This window comes from Bradyrhizobium sp. CCBAU 51765 (assembly GCF_015291725.1).
GTDB classification, from domain to species: Bacteria; Pseudomonadota; Alphaproteobacteria; order Rhizobiales; family Xanthobacteraceae; genus Bradyrhizobium; species Bradyrhizobium liaoningense.
Map to the genome: position 1 here is coordinate 744,478 of NZ_CP030038.1, position 24,367 is coordinate 768,844.

The 24,367-nt window shown below is 58.8% G+C and carries 17 protein-coding genes; 8 read left to right on the top strand and 9 right to left on the bottom strand.

Translation table 11 applies throughout. The features are described 5' to 3' along the window. Positions 1 to 118 precede the first annotated feature (118 nt). The gene (locus XH96_RS03475; protein WP_210337850.1) at positions 119 to 970 is read right to left on the bottom strand and encodes a universal stress protein; all 852 of its coding nucleotides are present in this window, start codon (positions 968 to 970) and stop codon (positions 119 to 121) included. 228 nt (positions 971 to 1,198) lie between these two features. Here XH96_RS03475 and XH96_RS03480 point away from each other — a divergent pair, with 228 nt between their 5' ends. Continuing rightward, on the top strand, positions 1,199 to 1,600 hold the full coding sequence (locus tag XH96_RS03480; protein WP_194391069.1) for a hypothetical protein: 402 nt from the start codon (positions 1,199 to 1,201) through the stop codon (positions 1,598 to 1,600). 292 nt (positions 1,601 to 1,892) lie between these two features. Here XH96_RS03480 and XH96_RS03485 read toward each other — a convergent pair whose 3' ends face one another. Further along, the gene (locus XH96_RS03485; protein WP_246789932.1) at positions 1,893 to 3,074 is read right to left on the bottom strand and encodes an APC family permease; all 1,182 of its coding nucleotides are present in this window, start codon (positions 3,072 to 3,074) and stop codon (positions 1,893 to 1,895) included. A gap of 978 nt (positions 3,075 to 4,052) precedes the next feature. Here XH96_RS03485 and XH96_RS03490 point away from each other — a divergent pair. Together XH96_RS03490 and XH96_RS03495 are read left to right on the top strand one after the other, a co-directional pair. Beyond that, positions 4,053 to 4,664 carry a DedA family protein gene (locus XH96_RS03490; RefSeq protein WP_194391071.1) on the top strand — a complete coding sequence of 204 codons (612 nt, stop codon included), beginning with the start codon at positions 4,053 to 4,055 and terminating at the stop codon, positions 4,662 to 4,664. A gap of 128 nt (positions 4,665 to 4,792) precedes the next feature. Further along, positions 4,793 to 5,866: an NAD(P)-dependent alcohol dehydrogenase gene (locus XH96_RS03495; RefSeq protein WP_194391072.1), complete on the top strand. Its 1,074-nt coding sequence runs from the start codon at positions 4,793 to 4,795 to the stop codon at positions 5,864 to 5,866. 22 nt (positions 5,867 to 5,888) lie between these two features. Here XH96_RS03495 and XH96_RS03500 read toward each other — a convergent pair whose 3' ends face one another. Further along, positions 5,889 to 8,597: an HAD-IC family P-type ATPase gene (locus XH96_RS03500; RefSeq protein WP_194391073.1), complete on the bottom strand. Its 2,709-nt coding sequence runs from the start codon at positions 8,595 to 8,597 to the stop codon at positions 5,889 to 5,891. 294 nt (positions 8,598 to 8,891) lie between these two features. Between XH96_RS03500 and XH96_RS03505 the strand changes: the two genes are divergently transcribed. From XH96_RS03505 to XH96_RS03520, 4 genes are all read left to right on the top strand, one after another. Further along, positions 8,892 to 9,626 carry a CBS domain-containing protein gene (locus XH96_RS03505; RefSeq protein ID WP_194391074.1) on the top strand — a complete coding sequence of 245 codons (735 nt, stop codon included), beginning with the start codon at positions 8,892 to 8,894 and terminating at the stop codon, positions 9,624 to 9,626. 656 nt (positions 9,627 to 10,282) lie between these two features. Next, a complete protein-coding gene (locus XH96_RS03510) occupies positions 10,283 to 10,978 on the top strand; it encodes a DUF1538 domain-containing protein (protein ID WP_194391075.1) in 696 nt (231 codons plus the stop codon). After that, on the top strand, positions 10,975 to 11,721 hold the full coding sequence (locus tag XH96_RS03515) for a DUF1538 domain-containing protein (protein WP_246789934.1): 747 nt from the start codon (positions 10,975 to 10,977) through the stop codon (positions 11,719 to 11,721). Before XH96_RS03510 ends, XH96_RS03515 begins: the two co-directional genes overlap by 4 nt. A gap of 2 nt (positions 11,722 to 11,723) precedes the next feature. After that, a complete protein-coding gene (locus tag XH96_RS03520) occupies positions 11,724 to 12,053 on the top strand; it encodes a P-II family nitrogen regulator (protein WP_194391076.1) in 330 nt (109 codons plus the stop codon). Between the two features lie 167 nt (positions 12,054 to 12,220). Here XH96_RS03520 and XH96_RS03525 read toward each other — a convergent pair whose 3' ends face one another. The 6 genes from XH96_RS03525 to XH96_RS03550 form a co-directional block, all read right to left on the bottom strand. Then, a complete protein-coding gene (locus XH96_RS03525) occupies positions 12,221 to 13,123 on the bottom strand; it encodes a universal stress protein (protein WP_194391077.1) in 903 nt (300 codons plus the stop codon). Positions 13,124 to 13,578: 455 nt separating this feature from the next. Then, the gene (gene ppsA, locus XH96_RS03530) at positions 13,579 to 16,002 is read right to left on the bottom strand and encodes a phosphoenolpyruvate synthase (RefSeq protein ID WP_194391078.1); all 2,424 of its coding nucleotides are present in this window, start codon (positions 16,000 to 16,002) and stop codon (positions 13,579 to 13,581) included. Between the two features lie 57 nt (positions 16,003 to 16,059). Further along, a complete protein-coding gene (locus tag XH96_RS03535) occupies positions 16,060 to 16,323 on the bottom strand; it encodes a hypothetical protein (RefSeq protein WP_194391079.1) in 264 nt (87 codons plus the stop codon). A 32-nt stretch (positions 16,324 to 16,355) separates the two neighbouring features. Further along, positions 16,356 to 19,049: an acetate--CoA ligase family protein gene (locus XH96_RS03540; protein ID WP_194391080.1), complete on the bottom strand. Its 2,694-nt coding sequence runs from the start codon at positions 19,047 to 19,049 to the stop codon at positions 16,356 to 16,358. A 424-nt stretch (positions 19,050 to 19,473) separates the two neighbouring features. After that, entirely contained in the window at positions 19,474 to 19,899 is a 426-nt protein-coding gene (locus tag XH96_RS03545) for a hypothetical protein (protein WP_194391081.1), read from the bottom strand. A gap of 58 nt (positions 19,900 to 19,957) precedes the next feature. Then, on the bottom strand, positions 19,958 to 21,637 hold the full coding sequence (locus tag XH96_RS03550; RefSeq protein WP_246789936.1) for an alpha/beta hydrolase: 1,680 nt from the start codon (positions 21,635 to 21,637) through the stop codon (positions 19,958 to 19,960). Between the two features lie 788 nt (positions 21,638 to 22,425). Between XH96_RS03550 and ftsH the strand changes: the two genes are divergently transcribed. Beyond that, entirely contained in the window at positions 22,426 to 24,279 is a 1,854-nt protein-coding gene (gene ftsH, locus XH96_RS03555) for an ATP-dependent zinc metalloprotease FtsH (protein ID WP_194391083.1), read from the top strand. The last annotated feature ends 88 nt before the right edge of the window (positions 24,280 to 24,367 follow it).

The following is a 24,367-nucleotide window of genomic DNA, read 5'->3' on the forward strand; positions in this document are numbered from 1 at the left end:
ACGGCCATAGATTGATTAAGATCAAAAAGAGGTCTTCACCCGCATGATGATCAGGCGAGTACCATCCTCAAATCAGTTGGCTCTCTGGGATACCCACATGAGGACGCAATGGTCAGCTTTAGTGTGCCATGAATACCGGGGTCTTGGTTTGTTGGATCATTTCGGCCGTCATTGAGCCAAATACAGGGCGCCCAGTACGATAGCGAGTATATGCACCGAGAACGATCAGATCCGCCCCGAAGGCGAAGGAAACCGCAAGCAAAGTTGAGCTTTCCGACTCTCGTTCGAGAGGAACAGTCATGCTCTCAGCCTCGATTCCATGACATTTTAGGTACTCCACAACGTTTTCGCCGGACGGTTGAATGTCGTGACTTCCGACTGTAACCACGAGAGTGCTCTCGCTTCGCAGAAGAATTGGGATCGCGAATGTGATAGCCCGGACGGCTTCTAATGAACCGTTCCAAGCAATTACACTGCGCTTGCCGACTTGAGCGACCGTGCTTGGCAACAGAAGAACGGGCCGAGCCGTCTCTCGAAGCGCGCTCTGTACCGAAATGTTAGGCCACGGGAGGTCAGTTGAATGAGGGCGTGCAAACACGATCAGGTCGGAGAGGCGGCCATGTTCCGCAATGAGATCGGCCTCTATCCCCGGCAGTTCCAGAAAACTCGCCGACAGCTTGCCGGCCGCTCTACTCCCCAGTTCATCGATTCCGTAGGATTTGCAACCGCTTAAAAAGAGTGCACGCACGCGATTTGCTCTCGTCAGACCTGCACGCTCAATCTCACCACCGACGGAGTCCTGATCACGTGCGGGCCTGGCGTAGAGAGCCTCTATGCGAGCCTCGAACTCGCGACCGAGAAGTAGAGCGGCGCCAATGGCAGCCGAATCGCTATCGACGCCTGCCAGCGGAACAAGAAGTTTTCTGAACGACATTTGGATGACCTCCCTTGCAGCCAAAAGCCGCGCCATCGGTCACTGCGGCTTGATGACGATCAGAATTATCGCAGGCAGCTTGTTTGAGCACCAGCAGCATTGCACCGCCCGGCGAACGACGCCTTGGTGACGAGCATTGCTTCAGCCTCGCCCATCGGCAAATCCCGACCGCGTCTTTCTTCTCCGAATTGACAGCGCCGGCCGTTCCGCACCTGGCGGGGGCGTGTGCGGATCGCTTCCGCGCGCTCCCGTTGGGCTTTCAAGATGGCGGTCCGCTTCCGCAGGACATTCGTCCAGATCGAGGATACCGTCTTCAATGGAGCGGCAAGGCCGCGTCAGACTATCTTCGGCGTCATCCATCTCCTTTTGCAGGTCGAGCAGCCGCCGGTCCGCGTGATCTTTGTTGTGTCTGCTGCGTTGCGTGATCTTCTTTGCGAAATCGAGCTGGTGATTGGTGCGGCTGTGGGGCTCGCAGGTACGCACTCCCGTCTGAAGGCTCCCATGGCCGTAAAAGACGTTCCGCTCTCGCCGATCGCCTTAATGGCCTGCCTCCTCGTTGCTGCGCCGCATTCGCCAGTCGCGACCTACCTTCCGGCGATCCCAATCCCTCTGGTCCAGCATTCGGTCAAGGATCTCAGCGTCTTTTCGATGTTTCTTATGTGGTGACTTCGTTTGGCCGGGGCCAGGCCCTTGCAATCGATCAGTCTGAGCAAGCCTGACATGTGAAGCATTCTTCATCTCGCCGGCGAAACAGGAAGGCACGCCGGAGAACAGCATCAATATCGCTGTCACCGCTAGTACACGCATGAGCGTCCTCCTTTTTAGGAGAACTCTCCATCCAACCGGTCGGATGGGCATTGATCTATGTCATTAATTGGCATGCAAGATGGAAGAAAGCCAGCCGGGTTGAAATCCAAAGCCCCCAAAATATTGGCCGGTTTCGTGAGTCAGCGGTTCATCATACGATCAGGTCGACCACCAGAAGCAGGACGCTGGAAACCAGGCCTGCAAACGGCACCCACCGCGGACAAATGAACGTTCCCAATGGCGGGGCATCATTTCTACCTTTGATCCGGATCAGCGCGAGGTTCACGACCGCGAAAATCACAAGCGTGAGGCCCGCCGTCAGATCGGCGAGGCCCGCGAGCGGAACGGTCAGCGCAAGCACGAGAATGGTGCCGACCCCGAACGCGGTCGCCAACAGAGGCGTGTGCGTCACCGGGTTCAACCGTGTAAGAGCCTTCGGTAGGCCGCCCCGATCGGCCAGGCCATAGATCACCCGGGCAATCATGATCATATGCACGATGATACCGTTAAGCGTCGCTACAATAGCGATTGCGCTCATGGTTACGAGCGGTAAGCCCGTGAGCCGTTCGAAGACAAGCGCGAGCGGTGCCTTAGAGCGGGCCAGCTCCTGCGGAGGTACCGCTGTCACCGCGATCCACACAACCAGTCCGTGGATGAGCGCGGTCAAGCCCAGCGTCAGGAACAACGCGCGCGGCAGGGTTCTACTCGGCTCCTTCAGCTCTTCCGCAATGTTGACGAGAAGCTCGAAGCCGAGGAGGGCAAAGACGGCGATGAGCGCTGTTCTGGCTATTCCAGCCCAGGCCGTCGCATCGCCGGCAGAAGGCCAAATCTCCGGAAGGCGGGTGACAACGTCGGTCCCGTGACCGAGGCCGACGATAATGATCAGGGCGAGGCCGCCCACGTTAATGAGTGTCATAAACCCGGCGAAAGTGACCGACTGGACCGTGGCGAGACCCGCTACGATACCCATCGCAAGGACTACCCCGGAAATGATCCACGGAGCGGGGAGGGGTAGAAACACCGCAATATAGCCTGCGCTACCAACGCCGATGGTCGCGGCCGACACGATTGCCGTCATGACCACAAGAAGTCCGACAGCGAGACTGAGCCAATCAAGCTCGAATGCGGCCTGGACATAGGCCGCCTCGCTGGCGCTCACCGGCATGCGTGTTCCTAATTCGGCAAACGATGCCGCATTGAAAGCCATGACGAGTGCCGCCCCCATAAAGGCAAGCGGCGCATGCAAGCCGCTGCGCCCCGCAGCGAGACCGATAAGAACGTAGATGCCGGCTCCGATGGTGACGCCGAGCCCATACAATACCGCGTGTGTCAACGTGAGTGACCGAACAAGGCGCCGTGACGCGTCCCGCGTTGCTACAGACTGGACAGACATTCAACGTTCTTCCTCGATTGGTCCCGCCGGGCTGACTCATATGACGGGAGCTAAAGTATGCCAGAGTGCGGGCCAAATGGCGAAAGCCAGATTGTATCGCGCGCGTTGCAGGTACGTGGCGTTTGAGCCGCCAGTCCTTCTGTACCACATCGCGCATCGCTAGGCGTGCCCGACCGTTCTTACCCGCGGGAGAATTTGATTCGCGTCAAGGAACCAGTTTCATGATCTCAACCACATCTTCGTCGTGCAGCGTGGCGAGTACTCGGAGCTTGGCCCACTGTTGATCACGGCAGTAGTGCTTGGTTTCATCCTCCCGATTGGCGCGATTCTCCTCTTCGGTTGGCGCGCGTGATCTAATCCGGCGCCGATCGCCGTTCCGGCCGCCAACCGGCATGCAGCTCCAGTCGCAGTCTAAGACTGAATTTCGAATTCGATCTGGAGTGCTAGATCGACGATGTGATCCACCTAAAAATATCTCAAGCCCGCAGACTCGATCCGAAGGAACTCCACTCACGTCCCAGGTGGACACAGTTGCGCGACGCGGCCACTAGGCTGCTGCTGCCATACCTCTGACCGAAAAGTCATCGCACCCGCCTAGAGGGTTCTGAATCGTTCGTTGGAAGCTTTCGCGACTACCTCCCCTCGAAAATTGAAGATCTTGACCTCGACACGTCATTGCAAGCCCTCGAAGGCGGAACGAAGGGTGAGCGTCTCCGGCTTGGCGCCCTTGCGGCGGTCCGATCATGAAATGACTCAGGCCGGGCTCGATACTTGATATCGATCAAGGGCCGCAAGAACGGATTGACTTAGCTGACTGAGGGTATCTCGACTTCGATTGCGTTTCCTGCGGTGCGGGCGGTTCGAAAGCTGCCGATCTCCCGTGCAAGAGCGACTGCTTTCCGTCATAACGAGTGGCCGATGAGCGATTGGATCGTTACATTTCTCTCTGAGGCGGGCTACCTCGGCATTTTCGCGCTTATGGTACTCGAGAACGTCTTTCCCCCCATCCCTTCCGAGTTGATCATGACGTTTGCCGGCTTTGCCGCCAGCCAGGGCCGGTTGAACCTAGCTGCCGTCATCTGCGCGGGCACGTTTGGATCAACGCTGGGAACGACTTTCTGGTATCTGGCAGCTCGCTGTCTTGGACTTCAACGTGTCAGAGAACTTGCGGGCCGGTATGGAAGGCTTCTGGCCGTCTCTGCTGCCGACATCGACCACGCGGTGAGATGGTTTGGCCGGCACGGCCGCTCGGCGATTCTGCTGGGCAGGCTCGTGCCGACTGTGCGAACTCTGATCTCCGTTCCCGCCGGATTGTTATCCATGCCGTTCGCCCTTTTTCTTGCATATACCATGGCGGGAACGTTAATCTGGGTCACCTTCTTGGCCTGTGCAGGCTACTGGCTCGGTGAGAACTACTCGACCGTCGGCCGCTTCATCGATCCCATAGCCTCGTTGATTGTTGCGGGTGCCGCCACAATTTATGCCCTGCGCCTCTTACGCCGGCATTCCCGTCGGGATTTGGCCGAGTAGGCGCTCCGTACCTCCGGTCACCCGGGAATGGATCAAGTTCAGCATTTTCTGCGTTGAAAGCTAGGTCAAACATCGAGCTTAGCACACTGCTAATCAAGTCTGTCGATGTTCAAGAATGGAGATGGAACATGGCCAAGATGAAAGCAGCCATCTTTGTCGAGCCTGGCCGAATTATTCTTGACGACAAACCGATACCGGATGTCGGCCCGCTCGATGCCCTGCTGAGGGTGACCACAACAACGATCTGCGGCACTGATGTTCATATTCTCAAGGGTGAGTATCCTGTTCGCAGCGGGCTGACGGTCGGTCATGAGCCCGTTGGCGTCATAGAGAAGCTTGGGTCCGCGGTACAAGGATATCGAGAGGGTCAGCGGGTCATCGCAGGCGCGATCACGCCGAGTGGTCACAGTCACGCGTCTCTTGACGGGTGCCATGCCCAGGACGGTGCCGGCACGGCGCATGGCTGGAAACCTATGGGAGGTTGGAAATTCGGCAATACGATCGATGGTTGTCAGGCCGAATACGTGCTTGTGCCTGACGCGATGGCAAACCTCGCCCCAGTGCCTGACAACCTAACAGACGAACAGGTCCTGATGTGTCCCGACATCATGTCGACCGGCTTTGGTGGGGCCGAGAGTGGACACATCCGGATCGGTGATGCAGTTGCCGTCTTTGCGCAGGGTCCGATCGGCCTTTGCGCAACTGCAGGCGCAAAACTCTCCGGCGCCACGACAATCATTGGAGTGGATAGCATTCCGGAGCGACTGGAAATGGCGCGTCGGCTAGGAGCCGATCATGTCATCGATTTCAGAAAAGTTGATCCCGTCCAGGAAATCCTTCGTATCACCGATGGTCGCGGCGTTGACGTTGCAATCGAGGCGCTCGGTATTCAATCGACCTTCGAGGCATGCTTGCGTGTTTTACGTCCTGGCGGGAGGCTCTCAAGTCTTGGCGTTTATTCAAGCGACTTGCGGTTACCCCTCGCCGCATTTGCGGCTGGGCTTGGCGACCACACGATCGTGACAACGCTCTGCCCTGGGGGTAAGGAACGAATGCGGCGCCTCATGGCGGTCATCGCCTCGGGACGCATCGACCTGAAATCGCTTGTAACGCACCGGTTCAAGCTCGATGACATCGAGCGCGCCTACGAACTATTCGCAAATCAGCGCGATGGTGTACTGAAGATCGCAATAACTCCGTGAAGATGAAGGCGTCAATTGCGAGTCAGACGAGTCCAATGGCGTGCAAAAGGCGGCCTCCAAGCTTGCGCGCTTCTTCAAGAAGCAACACAGACGAGGCGACACATGCAGCCAACAGCCAATCGAAAAGGCTGAGGTTTGTGACATTAAACAGCTTCTGCGCTGGCTCCCAATTCACGACGATTATTTGCAGGCCTAGGACCCCGCAAAGACTCACCCAAAGCATCGGATTGTCGAAAATGCGGCGGTTGAAGGCGGTGCCCTCCTCGACGCGGGCATTAAAGGCATTGAAGAATTGGAAGAGCACGAACGTTGTGAAGGCGAGGGTGAGGGCGCGCGGCTCATTTCCTGTTTGTAGGCCATAGTGAAGCACAAGGAGTGTGCCGGCCATCATGGTCAGGCCAAACGCCATAATTTTGACGAACCTGGGAAACGTCAGTAGCGGCACATCGCGTGGACGAGGCGCTTCGGTCATCAGGCCGGGCCGTGGCGCATCGAGAGCCAGCGAGACCGCAGGCGGTCCATCCATGATCATTGCAACCCATAAGATCTGGAGCGGCGTGAAGGGCTCCGGCATGCCGGCGAGCGGAGCAAAGAACACGGTCAGGATGGCGCCGATTGTCGTGGACAACTGGAAGCGAACAAATTTGATGATGTTGTCATAGAGTGCGCGGCCTTGCCGAATGGCACTCACGATGGTCGCAAAATTGTCGTCGGTCAGCACCATGCTGGCTGCTTCTTTGCTGACCGCCGTACCGCTGATACCCATGGCTACACCGATGTCGGCAGTCTTTAGTGCGGGCGCGTCGTTGACACCGTCGCCTGTCATTGCGACGACGTGTCCCTTGGCTTGCAGCGCACGAACGATTTTGACTTTGTGCTCAGGGGCGACGCGCGCGAACACGGCGATGTCCTCTATGTCCTGGGCAAGGTCCAAGGCATCCATGGCCTCCAACTCTACTCCGGTGATCGCGTTTCCCTCGAGGCCAAGCTCCCTCGCGATTGCCAGCGCCGTATCCCTGTGATCGCCGGTGATCATCTTAACGCGGATGCCCGCAAACCTGCAGCGTGCTATGGCGTCCTTGGCTTCCGGCCGAGGGGGGTCCATGAGGCCGATCAGCCCGACAAAGGTCAGGCCCGAGACAAGCCGATGCAGATCGCCGTTCGGATCGAATTCCGACAGAGGAACACTGCGTGAGGCAATTAGCAGGCCGCGCAATCCGCGTGTCGCGAGCGCCGCGTATTCGCGCTCGATGCCTGATCCATCGGCTGCGTCAAATTCCGTTTCCCCTTCGGGAGTCAACTGGCGATCGCATCGAGAAAGGAGCACATCAGGCGCACCCTTGACCAGCACGCGGATGATCTCCCCGTCGCGGTGAAAGGTTGCCATGAATTTGTGGGCAGCATCGAATGGGATCTCAGCTATTCGAGGGAATTGACGAGCCACCGCTTCGGGGTCCAAGCCGCCCTTGACGCTCAACACCAGTAATGCCCCTTCCATAGGGTCGCCGATGACCCGCCCCTCCTTCACCTGGCTGTCATTGCAAAGAGCGAGCGGAACAAGCATTGGCCGGAGGTCGACGCGGCCAATGACGCCGTCGTCCGGGGTAATCTCACCCGCGTTGCGATATCCTTCTCCCGAAACCGCAAAGCGCCGACCCCGAAAACAAAAGGCGCGCACGGTCATCTGATTGAGCGTCAGCGTCCCGGTCTTGTCGGAGCAGATAACGGTCGTTGAGCCGAGCGTTTCGACGCTGGCGAGCCGTTTAACGATGGCGTGTTGCTGGGCCATTCGGTGCATTCCCAACGCCAGCGTGACGGTGACGACAGCCGGCAATCCTTCCGGCACCGCGGCGACCGCCAGTGCAATGGCATCAAGGAGAGCGTGCGCAAGGTCGGCGCTGCGAAGATATTCGAGGAAGCCCAGAAGTCCGACCAGTACCAGCGCTATGCCGCCGAGCCGTTTGCCAAGCACGTCGAGCTGGACCTGCAGCGGGCTTTTGTTGTCACTTGCAGTCGTCAACTCTTTCGAGATTTTGCCCATGACGGTAGACGCGGCTGTCCGTGTCACCACGATCTCTCCGCGTCCTCTCGTCATCAACGTGTTCATGAAAGCCATGTTCTGACGTTCGGCGAGGGGAGCTTCGGGCAGCACCGACGCGCTGGCGTCCTTCTGTACCGGCAGGGATTCGCCGGTGAGGGAGGATTCATCGATGGCGAGGCTTGCGGCTTGAATTAGCCGGCCATCCGCCGGAATCCTGTCTCCCGCCTCAAGCAGAACGATATCGCCGGGGACGAGACTATCGGCCAACACCTCAGCGATCATCCCGTTGCGGCGCACCCTTGCCTTGACGGGCAGCATGCCGCGCAATGCTGCCAGGCTCCGCTCGGCTCGATGCTCTTGATAGAAGCCCAGTGCCGCATTGAACAGAACGACCGCGATGATGACCGCAGCGTCCTTCAAATTGCCCACCACTGCGGCAAGAGCGGCTGCAACTGCCAATACAACGATGAGCAAGCTCTTGAATTGGTCGAGGAACTTCAACCACGTGGGACGAGGCGCGGCCATGGGTAAGGTATTGGAACCATAGCGGGAAAGCCGCTCTTCGACCTGCTCTTGCGAAAGACCGCGCTCCGGCTCGACCGCAAGGCGGTCAAGCAGTTCGGCCAATGATAGGTGATGGATTGAGAGGACCTTCTCCTGGCTGTCGTTGAGAAATCCAGTAGAAGGCATCGACGTCTCCCTGCCCAATCGGTTCTAGGTTCCGTAAAACTGCATCGCCGTATCTATGCTTGAAATGGCAGATGCCGAAAGCAAGAAATGAAAACGCGCGTTGAGCTTGTTCATTTGACGGGTTTTCATCAAGTCAGCCCGTTACAATCCCCAAAGTCCTCCTTATTCTCAAGGTCGGTCGACTATTTGACGCAGATCAATCGAAAATGCCCGACCCGATTTGGCTCGTGATTGAGCTGCATCAACCATGCGGTTTCGGTCTTGAATAACGTTCATCTCAAACGGGAGGTTTGAATGCGTGCACATCAGATTATGAGTCGCAAGGTGACCACGGTGACAGCCGATACGCCCATTTTGGACGCTGCAAACCTCATGTTGCAGCAGCATATCAGCGGCCTGCCGGTGGTTGACGAGACGGGGCGGCTAATCGGCGTGGTATCGGAAGGAGACTTTGTGCGACGCAGTGAGATTGGTACGCAAAGTCCTCGCATCAGATGGCTCGAGTTCCTGATGGGGGCTACCGGAAAGGTTGCCCAGGACTTCGTACGCGAGCATGGTCGGAAGGTCGGTGCGATTATGACGCAAGATGATCTCTGTACCGCAACCGAAGACATGCCGCTTGCAGAGCTTGTGCGTTTGATGGAACGTCGCAACGTCAAGCGTCTGCCTGTGGTGCGTGGACACACGCTAACGGGCATTGTGACCCGCGCTGACTTGCTCCGCGCTGTTGCAAGTCTGGCGCGGGACGTACCGGACCCGACAGCAGATGATGATCACATTCGTGACCGCGTGATCGCCGCCGTCGAGAAGAATGACTGGCGACCAGTGCAATTCGGCGTCACGGTTCGTGACGGAATTGTGCATCTCAGCGGCATCATCACGGACGAGCGCTTCCGGCGGGCCACGATCGTGGCGGCTGAAAACGTCTCAGGTGTCAGGCTGGTTCACGACCACCTCTGCCTGGTCGACACCACGTCCGGGCTTTCGTTCAGGTCGCCCGAAGATGAGGAATGGGCGAAGATTGGGTAGGCACCATGGCCGAGCAATTCTATCAGTCATGCTGACGGGCAATCATTGCGACGTCTCGATCAGTCGGGGCTCACCTTATTAGTCCATGGTGATGATCACGATGATCAATCGGAAGAACTCCCAAGCAGCGGCAACAAGCAACGTGCCGATTATCAGAAGGCTGCCGTACCATGACACACTAGCGGCCTTTGGACGGACCCGCCTTTCTGCCGTTGCGCCTTTTGGCGTCGGCGTCGCCTCCGCGTGCTCTTCAGGTGCTTGAAGTGCACGATCGAGGGAAGTAGTAAGCGTGGCAATCTTTGATCTAGATCGGCTCAAGCCTTCCATGAGCACTTCCTCATCCTATAAAACCCAGTAAAATCTTGGTGGCTAACGGAAACCGTAGGCGGGACCGTTTTTGGATTGCCAGTCCAAAGCTTTCATGACCGTGGAAGCCGTCTCTGACAAAACTCCTTTGAGGATTGCGGCAACAAGAAACATATTCGTGCACTGGAGAGCGTCTTTGATTTTGATCAATAAAGGCACTGAAGGCGGGCTTCTCATTTCACATTGACTGGTACGTTAGTCGGGGCCTGATCTCTATCTCTGTCAGGCTGGCTGCCTTCAAAGGGGCTGACTTTCCACCCCGCTGCGGCTGAGAGAGACTGTTCGGATCCATGTCCTCGGAACTGAAAGCAAGACTACTTGAGGTGCTAAGGACCGTCGCGCCGCTCATCGGCATGATCTGCGTGCTTCAGGTGATACTCGTTCAGGCGCCCATGTTACTGTTTCTTCAGTTTCTTGCGGGAGCGGCGCTTGTCATCGTCGGGATGATGCTCCTGTTCATGGGAGTCGATCTCGGCATTCTGCCGATGGGGAGATTCATCGGAGCCGAACTGCCCAAGAAAGGATCGGTCGCGGTGATCGTTGCGGTGGGCTTCGCCATGGGCTTTGCCGTCACCGTCGCCGAGCCGGACGTGCTGGTCCTCGCCAGCCAGGTCGATCGCATCTCGCAAGGCGGCATCGACGGAGAGGCGGTTCTCTATGTGATCGCCGTCGGCGTTGCCGTCTTCGTGGCTCTTGCAATGGCGCGCGTCGTCTATGGCGCATCGATGCGGCTCCTGTTCACAATCGCATTTGGCGTGGTGATTTTCCTCTCGTTCGTCACCCCCGCGGAATTTGTGCCCTTGGCCTATGATGCCGGTAGCGTCACCACCGGCGTACTGACGGCGCCAGTGGTGATTGCGTTGGCCGTCGGCCTGAGCTCCGTTCTGTCCGGGCGCAGCGCGGTGTCCGACGGATTCGGACTCCTAGGCTTCGCCTCGGTTGGACCGATTATCGCCGTTATGATCATGGGGATGGTGCTGCGGTGATTGAGAAGCCCTTTCTGGAGGAATTGGGAGCCACCGGATGGAGTGTCGTGCTGGCGTTGCTGCCGCTGGCGATCATCTTCATGGTCTTCCAGATTTTCCTGCTCAACCTGCCTCGCAAGGATGTCCGGGAAATCCTGACCGGAACGTTGATGGCGGCCGCAGGGCTGTTTTTGTTTCTGCTGGGCGTGGGTATCGGCTTCATGCCGTTCGGACGGGCGATCGGCGCAGCTCTCGGCGCGCTGTCCCAGAAATGGCTGCTGCTGCCGGCCGGCCTACTTCTCGGCTTCGTCACGACCTGGGGGGAACCGGCGGTGCGAATCCTTGCGGATCAGGTCGAGGAAGCCTCCAACGGCTCCATCCGCCGGTCCCTGGTTTTATATGCGGTCTGCATTGGCGTATCGGTGTTCGTCGGGCTGGGGATGCTCAGGATTGGCTACGAAACTCCAATATTGTACCTGCTGGTGCCGGGCTATGCGCTGGTCATCATTATGATGTGGTTCAGCGAAAAGAGCTTCGTGGCGGTTGCCGTCGATGCTGGCGGCGTGGCCACTGGTCCGCTTGCCAATACCTTCCTGCTGGCACTTGCTTTGGGCGCGTCGGCGGCACTGGGAAACCAGGACCCTGTCCTGCATGGCCTGGGCCTCGTGGCGCTGATCGCGCTGGCGCCGTTGATTTCTGTCATGATGCTGGGACTTCTTATCCGGTGGAAGGAAGCCCCAAAGAAATTTCGAAAGGAGCCGTGAAAATGCGGAATCCCTCCCTGATCGTAAGTATCGTGCGTAAAGGATGGGGCGATACTGTTCTGGAAGCTTCTATGAAGGCGGGCGCCACTGGAGGCACGGTACTCCTCGGGCGCGGTGTGGGCGTCAACGAGAAGGATTCGATCTTTGGCATCCCGATCGAGCCGGAAAAGGAAATCGTGCTCACGCTCACGCATGAGAACCAGAACGAAGTTATCCTTCAGGAAATTATTCGCGTTGCCGAGTTGAACAAGCCGGGCCGAGGATTGGCTTTCGTGGTGCCGATCGAAAAGGTTGTCGGCGTGCCGCATATCGCGGGAGAAGGCCCGCGATAATGTTGCGGCCGCAGGTCAGGCACTTTGCCAAGCCCACCCTGACGGTAAATCATCCCATCCGCATGTATCATCGCATCGTGCGCCTCGGAAAGATGAATGCGCATGGCGAAACTATATCTGAGACCGTCGAAGTTTGCCGGCACGCCTTCGCGACTGATGTCGCGACCTCAGATTTCTGTCGCCGCGGGTGGCGCCCGAATGACTAAAGCGTCGCAATGCACTTCGTCCACGATCATTTTGGCGACGCTTCCCAGCAATACTTCCATGACAGCACTACGCCCTTGCGTACCCAGAACGACGAGATCTACCGCCTTTTCTTGGACATACTCACGCAATAGTTCCCATGGTGCGCCATGCTCGATCAGGACATTAGGTGACTGCCATTGGTCGGGCTTTTTCATAGTTTGCAGAAATGCATCGCATTCTTGTTCGACCGCCGTGCGATATTGTCTTTGATAGGGCGCAGAATCTATCATTCTGCCCGACAATGGCGCCTCATACGCATTAAAAACAGTGAGCCGTTGGTACGGAAACATGTGGGCAGCGGCTTCAAGTGCGTGACGCGATGGATTGGAAAAGTCCGTTGCGACGACGACGTGCCGATACGGCGCTCGTGCGCGGTTTTTGACGACCAGCAGCGGCACCTGCGAACGGCGAAGCAGCCGGTCCACGGTCCGTCCCAGGAGAAAGCGGCCAAGTATCTCGTCCCGGGCCAGACCTGTCACGATCAGGCCGCAGTCTTCGTTCTCAGCGGTACGAATGATGGCGTCGACCGGATCGCCGGTTTCGATCACGACCGTTGCGTGCCCCGCGACGGGACCGACGTCGGTGTGCAGTTGCTTCCGCGCAACGCTGAGCGGGTCGGACGGGCGCCTCCAGGAAGGCAGTCGCCCCGTCGGATCTGTCATGTTCGGTTCTGGCTCTTCAAGAACGTGCACGATGACCAGCTTCGCCTGCCACTGGTCGGCCAGCAATACGACACGATCGAGCGCGCGATCGCAACGGGGGCTCAGATCAGTTGCCAGAAGAATCCGCTTGGGAGGCCCGTTCATCCAACTCGGCATGTTCATGATTTTACTCCTCAGTGCCTGGGCCAAGGTATCGAAACCTGCGCACGGAGTTCCAGGACCACCATGGTGGACGGCCCTTTCCTTCTCCTATCGCCGCATCAATTCAAATCAAAATAGAGGTCATCAGGACAATCTTAGCTTTGATTTACCGCAAGACCGGGTCTCGTTGGTCGGCGGCGCTTACGGGCTCAACGGTTTGCGAATCCGCAGACAGAGTTGATCGATACATCGCTGTGATGCTTGCCAGCGGGGTGCCCACAACAACTCCAGCCATCGAGGGACCTTGCGCCGGCTATAGCGCTTGGTGATCCGGCGCATAATTTTGCGATAGTTTCTGTGACAAAATTAGACGTCGTTAGGCCTTACCAGTACTGGTGGCTCCGGAACTCACCCGGCCTCGTCGCGCTAGGCGGCTTCGAGCTCGTCGTCCACAATGCCCACCTGCTACACAACGTTCATGAACGACGTGCAGCGGGGGACGCGTCGGCGTCCTTGCCGACTGCTTCCGCCGCCGCGACCTTACGCTTGACCTCGATGAAGCTGTCAGGGCTGACGGAAATGGAGTCGATGCCGCAGGCCACCAGGAACTCGGCGAACTCCGGATGGTCGCTCGGCGCCTGTCCGCAGAGGCTGATCTTGGCGCCAGCCTTGTGCGCTTCGTGGATTACATTGCTGATCATCCACTTCACCGCCTCGTCCTGCTCGTCGAAGAGCTCCGCGAGTTCCTCGGAATCGCGGTCAACGCCGAGCGTGAGCTGGGTCAAATCGTTGCTGCCGATCGAGAAACCGTCGAACCGTTCGGCGAATGCCTTCGCCAGGATGACGTTCGAGGGAATCTCGCACATAACGTAAACTTCGAGACCATTCGTGCCGCGCCGCAGGCCGTTTTCTGCCATGACGTCGAGGACGCGGTCTGCCTCCTTGATTGAGCGGCAGAATGGGATCATGACGATAACGTTACGGAAGCCCATCTCTTCGCGCAAGCGGCAGATCGCGCGGCACTCCAATTTGAAACCGTCGCGATAGCGCGGCGAGTAATAGCGCGAGGCCCCGCGGAACCCGATCATCGGATTCTCCTCTTTGGGCTCGAAGGCGGCGCCGCCGACCAGGTTTGCATATTCATTGGTCTTGAAGTCGCTCATGCGGATGATGACTGGCTTGGGATGCTGAGCGGCAGCGATTCGGGCGAGTCCTCGCGCTAGGTGGTCGACAAAATATTCCGTCTTGTCCACGTAGCCCTGGGTGAGATCGGCAATGGTTTGTTTGGCATCCCGATCTTCGAGCGTGTCAAAATGTACCAAGGCCATCGGGTGCACCTTGATGTGGTTGCTGACAACAAACTCCATGCGAGCAAGCCCAACACCGTCCGCGGCAATTCGCCACCAGCGGAATGCCGCTGCCGGATTTCCGAGATTGAGCATGATTTGGGTGCGGGTAGGGGGCAGGTTTCTGAAATCCAGCTTCTCGACCTCGTACTCGGCAAACCCTTCGTAGACGAAGCCCTGGTCGCCCTCGGCGCAGGACGCCGTAACCTCCTGTCCATCGGACAAAAGGCTCGTCGCGTCGCCGGTGCCGACGATGGCCGGCAGGCCGAGCTCGCGACTGACGATAGCGGCGTGCGACGTACGTCCGCCGCGATCGGTGACGATCGCCGCAGCCCGCTTCATGATCGGCACCCAATCGGGGTCGGTATTCTGCGTCACCAGAACGGCGCCGTCGACGAAGCGACCGATGTCGCGGGCGCTCTCAATAAGGCAGACAGGCCCGGTCACGATCGCTTCGCCGATGCTCAGGCCGGTGACAAGTGTCCGCCCCTTCGATTTGATTCGATAGGATCTGTACTCGCCCGCGTCCTTGCGGGATTGCACTGTCTCGGGCCGTGCTTGAACGATGAACAGCTCGCCGCTCTCGCCGTCCTTGGCCCATTCGATGTCCATCGGGCAGCCGTAGTGGTCCTCGATCACACAGCCCCAGCGGCCGAGTGTAAGGATATCCTGATCCGTCAGGACGAATACGGCACGTTCCGCCTTGGAAGTTGGCACGGTGCGGGTGGGCCGATCGCCTTCCCGGGCATAGATCATCTTCTGTGCCTTTCCACCCAGCCGCTTCTCGACGATCGGCGACAGAGACGGCTCCGATAGCAGCGGCTTGAACACCTGATATTCGTCGGGATCAACTGTGCCTTGCACGACGGTTTCCCCCAGTCCCCAGGCGGCATCGACTACCACGATCTTGTCAAAGCCAGTCTCGGTATCGATCGTGAACATGACCCCGGCGCTGCCGAGGTCCGAGCGCACCATGGTCTGAACGCCGACCGAAAGTGCGACCTTAAGGTGATCGAAGCCTTTGGTCTGCCGGTAGCTGATGGCGCGGTCGGTGAAAAGCGACGCAAAGCAACGCCGGCAGGCGTCGAGCAACGCCGCCTCGCCGCGAATGTTGAGAAACGTCTCTTGCTGCCCGGCAAAGCTGGCATCTGGAAGGTCCTCGGCCGTCGCGCTAGACCGCACGGCTACATCGGCGTCCGTTTTACCGCCACGCCGGCAAAGCTCCCGGTAGGCGCCGCCGATGGCGGCGGCCGTGTCCTTTGGCCATTCGCCGCGAAGGACGGCGCGGCGGATCGACTGTCCGGCTTCGGGCAACGGGGTCCGGCCCGCCTGCAAGTCTTGTAGCGTGGTTGCGATGATATCTCTCAGTTGGTTGGAATCGATGAAGCGCCAAAATGCCTGAGCCGTGGTTGCAAAACCCGGCGGAACAGAGACACCCCGTTCGCCGAGATGGCGCACCATCTCGCCGAGTGACGCATTCTTCCCGCCGACGAGCGCGACATCGGCACGGCCTAATTCCTCAAACCAGACCAGTTCGTCAGGTCGTTTGGGCATCGCATCCTCCTTGGCTTGCTCTCCCGGTGCCGTGGCGGCAGGCAGATTGCGAGATGTCTATAGGCGCTTCATGAACCGCCATACTCGTTGCCCGGCTTGTCCCTTACCGTTCAGCGTTGCGGGCTTGGCGTTATGTGCGGTGCAGCTCTCAGAGCGACGCAAACCGTGAACCTCCGCAACGATGCCAACGAGATTCTTCGTGGCATCAACGGCGGGCAGTTCGCTGATACAGTACGGAAGCATCAATTGGGCAGGTTGCGCGATCGAGGTATCGGAGTAGATCGTGGCTGCCCAGAGCGAAATGATATCAGCCGCTTTCATCTTGACCTCCTGCCAGCGTAGACGGTCCCTTCTCAGGGATGTGGCTGTTCAGTTTCTCGCGTTGCCAAGGAGTGTGACGGATCAGCTTCGTGTGCTTCCAGCGAGAACCCAACGTCCTTAAATAGTGTTGAGAGTGCTGCGTGGTTGGTTGGCAGAACAGAGACTACTTGCCGAATGCCTTGAATTGCTGCTGCTTCGAGCAGCAATCGCATCAATTCGCGCGCTAAACTGTACGACCAGTCCCGAACCAGAACAGCGCATTCCGCCTTTTCAAGATCAGGATCGGCTGTCATGCGCGCGATGCCAATGAGGGTGTCTCCGTGCCAGGCAACGAGCGTCATTTCGCGGTCGTAGTCTATCTGACTTAGGCGTGCCGCCGATCGTCGCGTGTCGTCACGCAACGGCGAAAAGAATTCATGCCAGAGTTCGTTCGTACCCATACCGGTTGCCATCTGGCGCAGTGCTGGTTCGTCCTCCGGCCGGATCGGGCGAACGAAATAGCAGCCTCCATCGCTCGTACTGACTGTCGCTTCAAGGCTCTGCGGGTAGGGTCGAATCGCCATGCGCGACTGCGCTGTTGTGCTTGCAGCATGCACCCGCATCCGGCCGTCGAGCGCAATTACGCCGGCTTGATCGCAAAGCAGCGGATTGATGTCTAGTTCCGTGATCTCGGAATGATCAGCCGCAATTTGCCCCAACTTGATGAGCACTTCGACAAGCTCTTCGATATGCACAGGTGGACGATCACGATATCCCGCCAGAAGCGAAGCGATTCGCGTTCGCTCGATCTGTCTCTTCGCAAGCGCTGTGTCCAGCGGAGGAAGCTCCAGCGATTTGTCACGTACGACCTCGACCGCGGTTCCGCCATGACCGAAAAGGATGACCGGACCGAATGTTGGGTCCGTCGTAATACCCGCAATCAGTTCATAGGAGCCAGGTCGCATAACCATTTCCTGCACGACGAAGCCCTCCAGACGGGCGTTTGGAAGTGCCTTGGAGATATTCGAAATCATTCGATCGGCCGCTGCCGCAACCTCGATAGGTCCCACGAGGTTGAGCACGACGCCGCCAACATCCGACTTGTGGACGATGTCACGGGACCGAATCTTCAAGGCTACCGGCCTTTTGATCTCTCTAGCCAAGCGCGCGGCCTCCGCACCGTCGGTGACCGCCTCGGTGCGCGCGATCGGAACACCATAGCACTGGAGGAAGGCTGCGAACTCTGCGGGATCGAGCCATTCGCGGCCGTCGGCGAGAACCTGGCGAATAATTGCCTTGGCGGCTTTGACATCCGCTGCAGCAAAAGGCACGCTCGACGACGGTGTTTGGAGAAGCAGTTCCTGGCTTTGTTGGTAACGCACAAGGTGCATGAAGGCACGCACGGCGCGTTCAACCGTATCATAATGCGGAATGCCCGCAGCGACGAGACGTGCGCGTCCCTCGCGCGCAGTCGCGTCCCCCATCCACGAGGCAAAGATATTCAGCCTGGACGTTGCCGGACAACGGTTTGACAAGGTCTTAACTAGCCCGTTTGCAGCTTCGAGGGGTGTTGAAACCCCTGTCGGGCAGTTGGTCACCAACAAGCCATCGATGTTAGGCTCCGTCATGAGAACGGAAACAGCGTCAGAATAGCGCTGCGCGCCGGCATCGCCGATGATATCGACCGGGTTCCCTTTGCTCCAGGTGGGAGGGAGCACGGCGTCGAGCTTCGCAATCGTTTCAGGAGCAAGCGTAGCCAATATTCCGCCTTCCTCGATCAGTCGATCCGTTGCCAACACTCCGAGGCCGCCTCCATTTGTGACGATCGCGAGGCGATTGCCGCGTTGCAGCAACATCCGAGAGAGAGTCGCGGCTGCGTCAAAGAGCTCGTCGATTTCATGCACGCGAAGCATTCCAGCTCGCCTAAAGGCAGCTTCATAGACGGCGTCTGCCCCAGCGAGCGCCCCGGTATGTGAAGCTGCTGCGCGTGCGCCTTCCTTGAGGCGGCCGGCCTTGACGACAATTACAGGCTTGGCACGCGCGGCCCTGCGTGCTGCCGACATGAACTTTCGTGCCTGTGTAATCGCCTCTGCGTAAATCAGGATTGCCGTCGTAATATCATCGCGTGCGAAGTAGTCGAGCAAGTCGCCGAAGTCGACGTCGCACATATCTCCCATCGATACGATTGCCGAAAACCCGATTCCTCGGGGGAGCGCCCAGTCGAGGACGGTGGTCGCCATGGCCCCGGACTGGGTCAGAAAGGCGATGTTACCGGGAAGAGGTGCAGCGGATCCAAAGGTGGCATTCAGGCCAATCCCCGGAACCGCAATACCAAGGCAATTTGGACCGACGATACGCAAGAGATGAGGACGAGCGGCGTTGAGGAGCTGCTGACGTCTGCCAACAAGGGCACCCGCTTCCTTGCCGTCGTCGGTAAGGCCAGCAGTGATCACCACGACCGCGCGGGTGCCGCGGGCACCGAGATCTGCGATCAACTGCGGGATGGCTTCGGGCGGTGTGGCAATAACGGCGAGATCGGGGGTGACCGGAAGGCTGGCAACGTCGCGATATGCCAAGACACCTTGAATTGCGGGGGCCATCGGATGCACGGGAAGAATCGGTCCTCCAAAGCCGGCTTGGAGCAGATTGCGCATGAGAGCCGCGCCGACGGATTGAGGCTTGGTCGATGGTCCGATTACGGCAACCGAGCGAGGCGCGAACATTCTATGCAGATTGCGGATGGACATGTCATTATCCTCGGTAGCTATTGCGTCGAGGCTCGCGCGCGGGCGACGTTCTTGATTGGGGCATCGCGTCTTTTCTGGGCGTCCCAAGTTCCCCAGATTCGGCCTGTTCTCGGAAATTAAGGCTTGCAGGAATGCCGATCCTCGGCGCAGTCGACTTTCTTGCCTCCAATATTCTGTCGCCGCTGAGCTGGTGGGTCATCGCGTTACGCTGGCTGGCATTGGCGGGGGGCCGTGCCACCGAGGCCGTCGGATTTCAGCGAAGGTGGCTGGCGCGATTGTGGCGAACTTCGATGCGAAATATCGTGCCAGCGCCAATCACAGTCATATTCCTGCGATCGCGGACGATCATCTGAGAGATCGTGCCAGGGGATGCTAGACCGGTGAATTTGCTTTGCCGGCTTCAGACTCGCTCCCGGATGTGCGGTTACGCGGCGTCGGTGCGGGCGGTCGCCTTCGATTCGGACGGCGAAACGCCTGCCTGTTTTTCGCTGCCCAGCGGCGTCAATGGTGGCGCAATAGTGCCGACGACCGCCATGCATTGTTGTTGGCAGGCCAATCCGTCGGTCATCAACCGCTGGAAAGCACCGCTGACCCAACCCTGATGCTCACGCAGCAGTTCGACCGGTGTTTCGGCTTTGCACATCCGTTGCGCCGCTTCGAGCGCAGCATGTGTTCCGGCGTGGCGCCGCTCGAACCACCCGTTGGCAAATGTCTGCATGGCGTCGAGAACCTTGTCCTGATCCTCCCAGTACGAGCCCGTATTCTTACGCAACGTGTCTGAAATATCAGAAGTCGGCAGAAACATGCGTTGCATTGCGTTCAGTTGCTCGGTCACATTCACAGTTTTCATGATGTACTCCTCCACTAGGCTACTTCGTAGTATCCCAACCCCAAATTGGCGAAATCATTCAGCGGTCAAACACGTAGCTGCCAGGCGCCCCCTCAATCGGGCTTAGCCCGATTGCTGTCGCTCCCATCGTAGGTGGCGCGCCGGGCGCCGAGGAGTTCGTTTTAAGCCAGTCCACCCAAGCGCCCCACCACGAGCCAGCGATAGAATCATGGGTTTCCAACCAGTGGTCAGGCGAAATGTAAGTTGCCGTGTGCGGCTGCGTACCCATTCGATACTGACGCGTCGAACTCTTCGGTGGATTGACGATCCCGACGTTATGTCCACCCGTCGTCAACACAAACGTGAGGTCTACGTCGGCCTGCAGATGAATCTTGTACACCGACTTCCATGGCGCGACGTGGTCCCACGCTGTTGCTACGACAAACATCGGCACGTCAATATTGGAGAGCCCAACCGGCATGCCACCCACGACATAACGGCCCGCCGCCAGGTCGTTGTTGAGAAACAATTGTCGTAGATATTCGCTATGCATGCGGTAGGGCATGCGCGTGCCGTCAGCATTCCATGTCATCAGATCGGACGCTGCCATGCGTCCGCCCAGGAGATAGTCACGCACGACGCGTGACCAGATAAGGTCGTTCGAGCGCAAAAGGTGGAAGGCGCCGGCCATCTGCCTCGCCTCCAATAGGCCCCGCTGCCACATCAGGTCTTCCAGAAAAGTGACCTCGCTCTCGTCGACGAAGAGCGTCAGTTCGCCGGCATCGGCGAAATCCGTCTGCGCCGCTAAAAGCGTGAGCGTCTTGAGCGCGTGCTCCTCGCGCCGGGCGAGCGCGGCAGCGGCGATGGCAAGCAAAGTGCCACCCAGGCAATATCCGACGGCATGGACAGGGTGATCGGGGACCACCGCCTTGACACCCGCCAACGCCGCGTCGATCCCGAGCGACAGGTAGTCGTCCATGCCGAGATCGCGGTGCTCCGGCCTGGGGTTGCGCCACGAGATCATGAACACAGTGTGGCCGGCCTCTAGGAGATGCCGCACCAGCGAATTCTCCGGCGACAGGTCCAGGATGTAGTACTTCATGATCCAGGCCGGTACGATCAAAACAGGCTCCGGGTGCACCTTGTCGGTCATGGGGCTGTATTGGATCAACTCGATCAGCTCGTTGCGGAAGATCACCGAACCGGGCGTGCAGGCGATGGTCTCGCCGACCCGGTAGGCCTCCGTACCCGCCACTGGGCGGCGGGAAATGGCCCGCTGCAGGTCGTCGACAAAATTGCACGCGCCGTCCCATAGGTTCCGGCCGCCGCTTTCGAGGGTCTTGCGCAGCACCACCGGGTTGGTTGCAACAAAGTTGCTGGGCGCGAATTGATCGAGAACCTGCCGCGCCAGAAACGACACCTCGCGCGCATTGTGCGGCGACACGCCGGGCACCGCCGTCGTCGCCCGCCCCCACCACTCCTCCTGCATAAGGAACGCCTGATGAACAACGTTGAAGGGCCACGTCGACCACGCGGGATTCGAGAAGCGGTTGTCTTGCGGTAGCGGCCCGACGCAGGGTACTGGTGCCGTCCCTCCGTGGACCGCACACCCCGTCGCGTATTGCCAAAGCTGCAGCGATCGTTGGATGGCAAATTCAAGCAGTTGCTGTCGAAGACCCGGCGCCACCGCGAGATGGCCGAGCCAGTCCGAGTACGCATTCAGCACCGAGAGTGGTGAGCGGCCAAGGGTTGCTTGCATGATTGACGATCGCACAAGCCGATCAAGGTCGCTGTACGCAGCCGCGCGATCCGCGATCAACGTTTCTTCATTCTGACTTTGCGACGATTTGGCGCGCTGAGGCGCGCTATTGCCGCCGTGTGAAGCAGCCGATGCGTAGATTGAAGCGTACCGCGCTCGATGGCTCCGCTGCTGCGCCGCTATCGGAGGCAGAGTTTTCATGCTGTTTGATTATCATCATAGATCACCGCCAATCTTGATCTGAGTCAAGGCGGACCGGTTCAGGGAATCGTCTGCACACGGCTCACAAATCGGGGGCGACGAAATCGCTGACAATCCGTCCCATTACAACTGGGTTCCCTGGGGCATTTAAGGCTTATGAAGCTCGGAAATTTCCACCAGCCGCACCGGCTTTAAATTGACAACTCATTACCGGATCATCGAGCACCCATCCTGGCGAAGTGTGATCCACCTTTCTCCACCGATATATAAAGGCGGCCAAACTCATGCCCTGTGAGAGGTGAGGCTTGCGACGGGCTGTCAGCTTGATGCGCCTTTAATCTAGATCAACCTTTCGTCGAGTGATTGCCGATAGGCTTTGGTAGGTTTTCCAAACGTAAGCGCGGGACGACGGGCCTTGCTGACGGATATGAGTTCACGGTCTCTTGGATCGTAGTCGTCACGTCATCCTTACCGTTATCCCGGAAATCGAGAAGATCGTCGTGCGCCTCGAGTGGGAGGCCCGCGTCTGAGTCGCGCTTCGACGCGTAGGAGTAACGCGAGATTGTGTGGAGATGAGAACCAGCAAGATGAACGACAAGACGCAGTTCAACATTTGGTATTGGCTTCTCGCGTTCGCTGGTCTGATGTTATTCCAGTACTTGTTCACGACAACGCAGCAAGTCGCTCAGATTTCTTACAGCGAGTTCGAGAGCCAACTGCGAGCCGGACAAATTGCCGAAGTGCAAGTGTCAGATCGCTACATCCAAGGAACGTTCAGGAAGCCGCTTGAGGGAGGGCAGCTCCGCTTTATCACCACCCGCGTCGACCCAAACTTCGCCGAACAGCTTCGCCAGAACAACGTCGTTGTCACGGGCCAGATCGAAAGTACCTTCCTGCGCGATCTATTGTCGTGGATCGTGCCGATGGCACTTTTCGTTGGCGTATGGATGTTCGCGATGCGGCGCATGGCAGGCGGCGTTGGCGGCGGCCTGATGCAGATCGGCAAAAGCAAGGCGAAGGTCTATGTCGAAACCGACGTCAAAGTGACGTTTGCCGACGTGGCCGGCGTCGATGAGGCCAAGGTAGAACTTCAGGAAATTGTCGATTTCCTGAAGAACCCGGAGGAATATGGTCGGCTTGGTGGACGTATGCCCAAGGGCGTGCTCCTCGTCGGACCGCCCGGCACGGGGAAGACGCTGATTGCGCGCGCGGTCGCCGGCGAGGCGGAGGTACCGTTCTTCTCGATCTCCGGGTCGGAATTCGTGGAGATGTTTGTTGGTGTGGGCGCGGCGCGCGTGCGCGATCTGTTCGATCAGGCGCGGGCAAAGGCGCCCGCCATCATCTTCATCGACGAGCTGGACGCGCTCGGCCGGGCCCGGGGCATCGGGCCGCTGATGGGCGGGCATGACGAGAAGGAGCAGACGCTCAATCAGCTCCTGTCGGAGCTCGATGGTTTCGATCCGACCATCGGCGTGGTGCTGCTGGCTGCCACCAATCGGCCCGAGATTCTCGACCCGGCGCTGCTGCGCGCGGGTCGCTTTGACCGCCAAGTGTTGGTCGACCGGCCGGATAAGCAGGGCCGAACCGCGATTCTTCATGTGCATATGAAGAAGGCTAAGCTCGCGCCGGACGTCGACGCGGAGAAGGTGTCCGCGATCACACCCGGCTTCACCGGTGCAGACCTCGCCAACCTCGTCAACGAGGCCACGCTGCTCGCCACACGCCGGAAGGCAGATGCTGTAACGATGGCGGACTTCAACAACGCGGTCGAGCGCATCGTGGCAGGGCTGGAAAAGCGCAACCGACTTCTCAACCCCAGGGAGCGTGAGGTGGTCGCCTATCATGAGATGGGACATGCGCTCGTTGCCATGGCCCTGCCGGGCATGGACGCCGTGCACAAGGTCTCCATCATCCCACGCGGGGTGGGCGCGCTGGGCTACACCATCCAGCGCCCAACGGAAGACCGCTTCCTGATGACTCGCGAGGAACTGGAAAATAAAATGGCGGTCTTGCTCGGCGGCCGCGGCGCAGAGAAGATCGTGTTCGGGCACTTATCCACGGGAGCTGCTGACGACCTCGCCAAAGTGACCGATATCGCCCGTGCCATGGTGACACGCTACGGCATGTCAGAGAAGCTCGGCCATGTGGCGCTTGAGAAAAATCAGCACCCCTTCCTGAGTCCAACCCCTTACGCAGGCTACGCGCAAGAGCGGGACTACGGCGATGCTACCGCCGACGCCATCGACGCCGAGGTACGCGCTACTGTGGACGCCGCCTTTGAGCGTGCTGTCAACCTGCTGACTGACCGACGCGAACTGCTCGAGCGCGCCGCATGCCGTTTGCTTGAGAAGGAGACACTCGACGAGAAGGACTTGATTGCTCTGAGCGCAACACCTGCCGCCGATAGCAACATTGCTGCCGTGAGACGACCTACATCGTAACAGCGCCCCGCCAAAACGTCGGCACTCACTAGAGCCGAGAATGGCGTGTCCGGTCCAGCAGGGGCCGGGGACTGTGCCGAGCATGTCG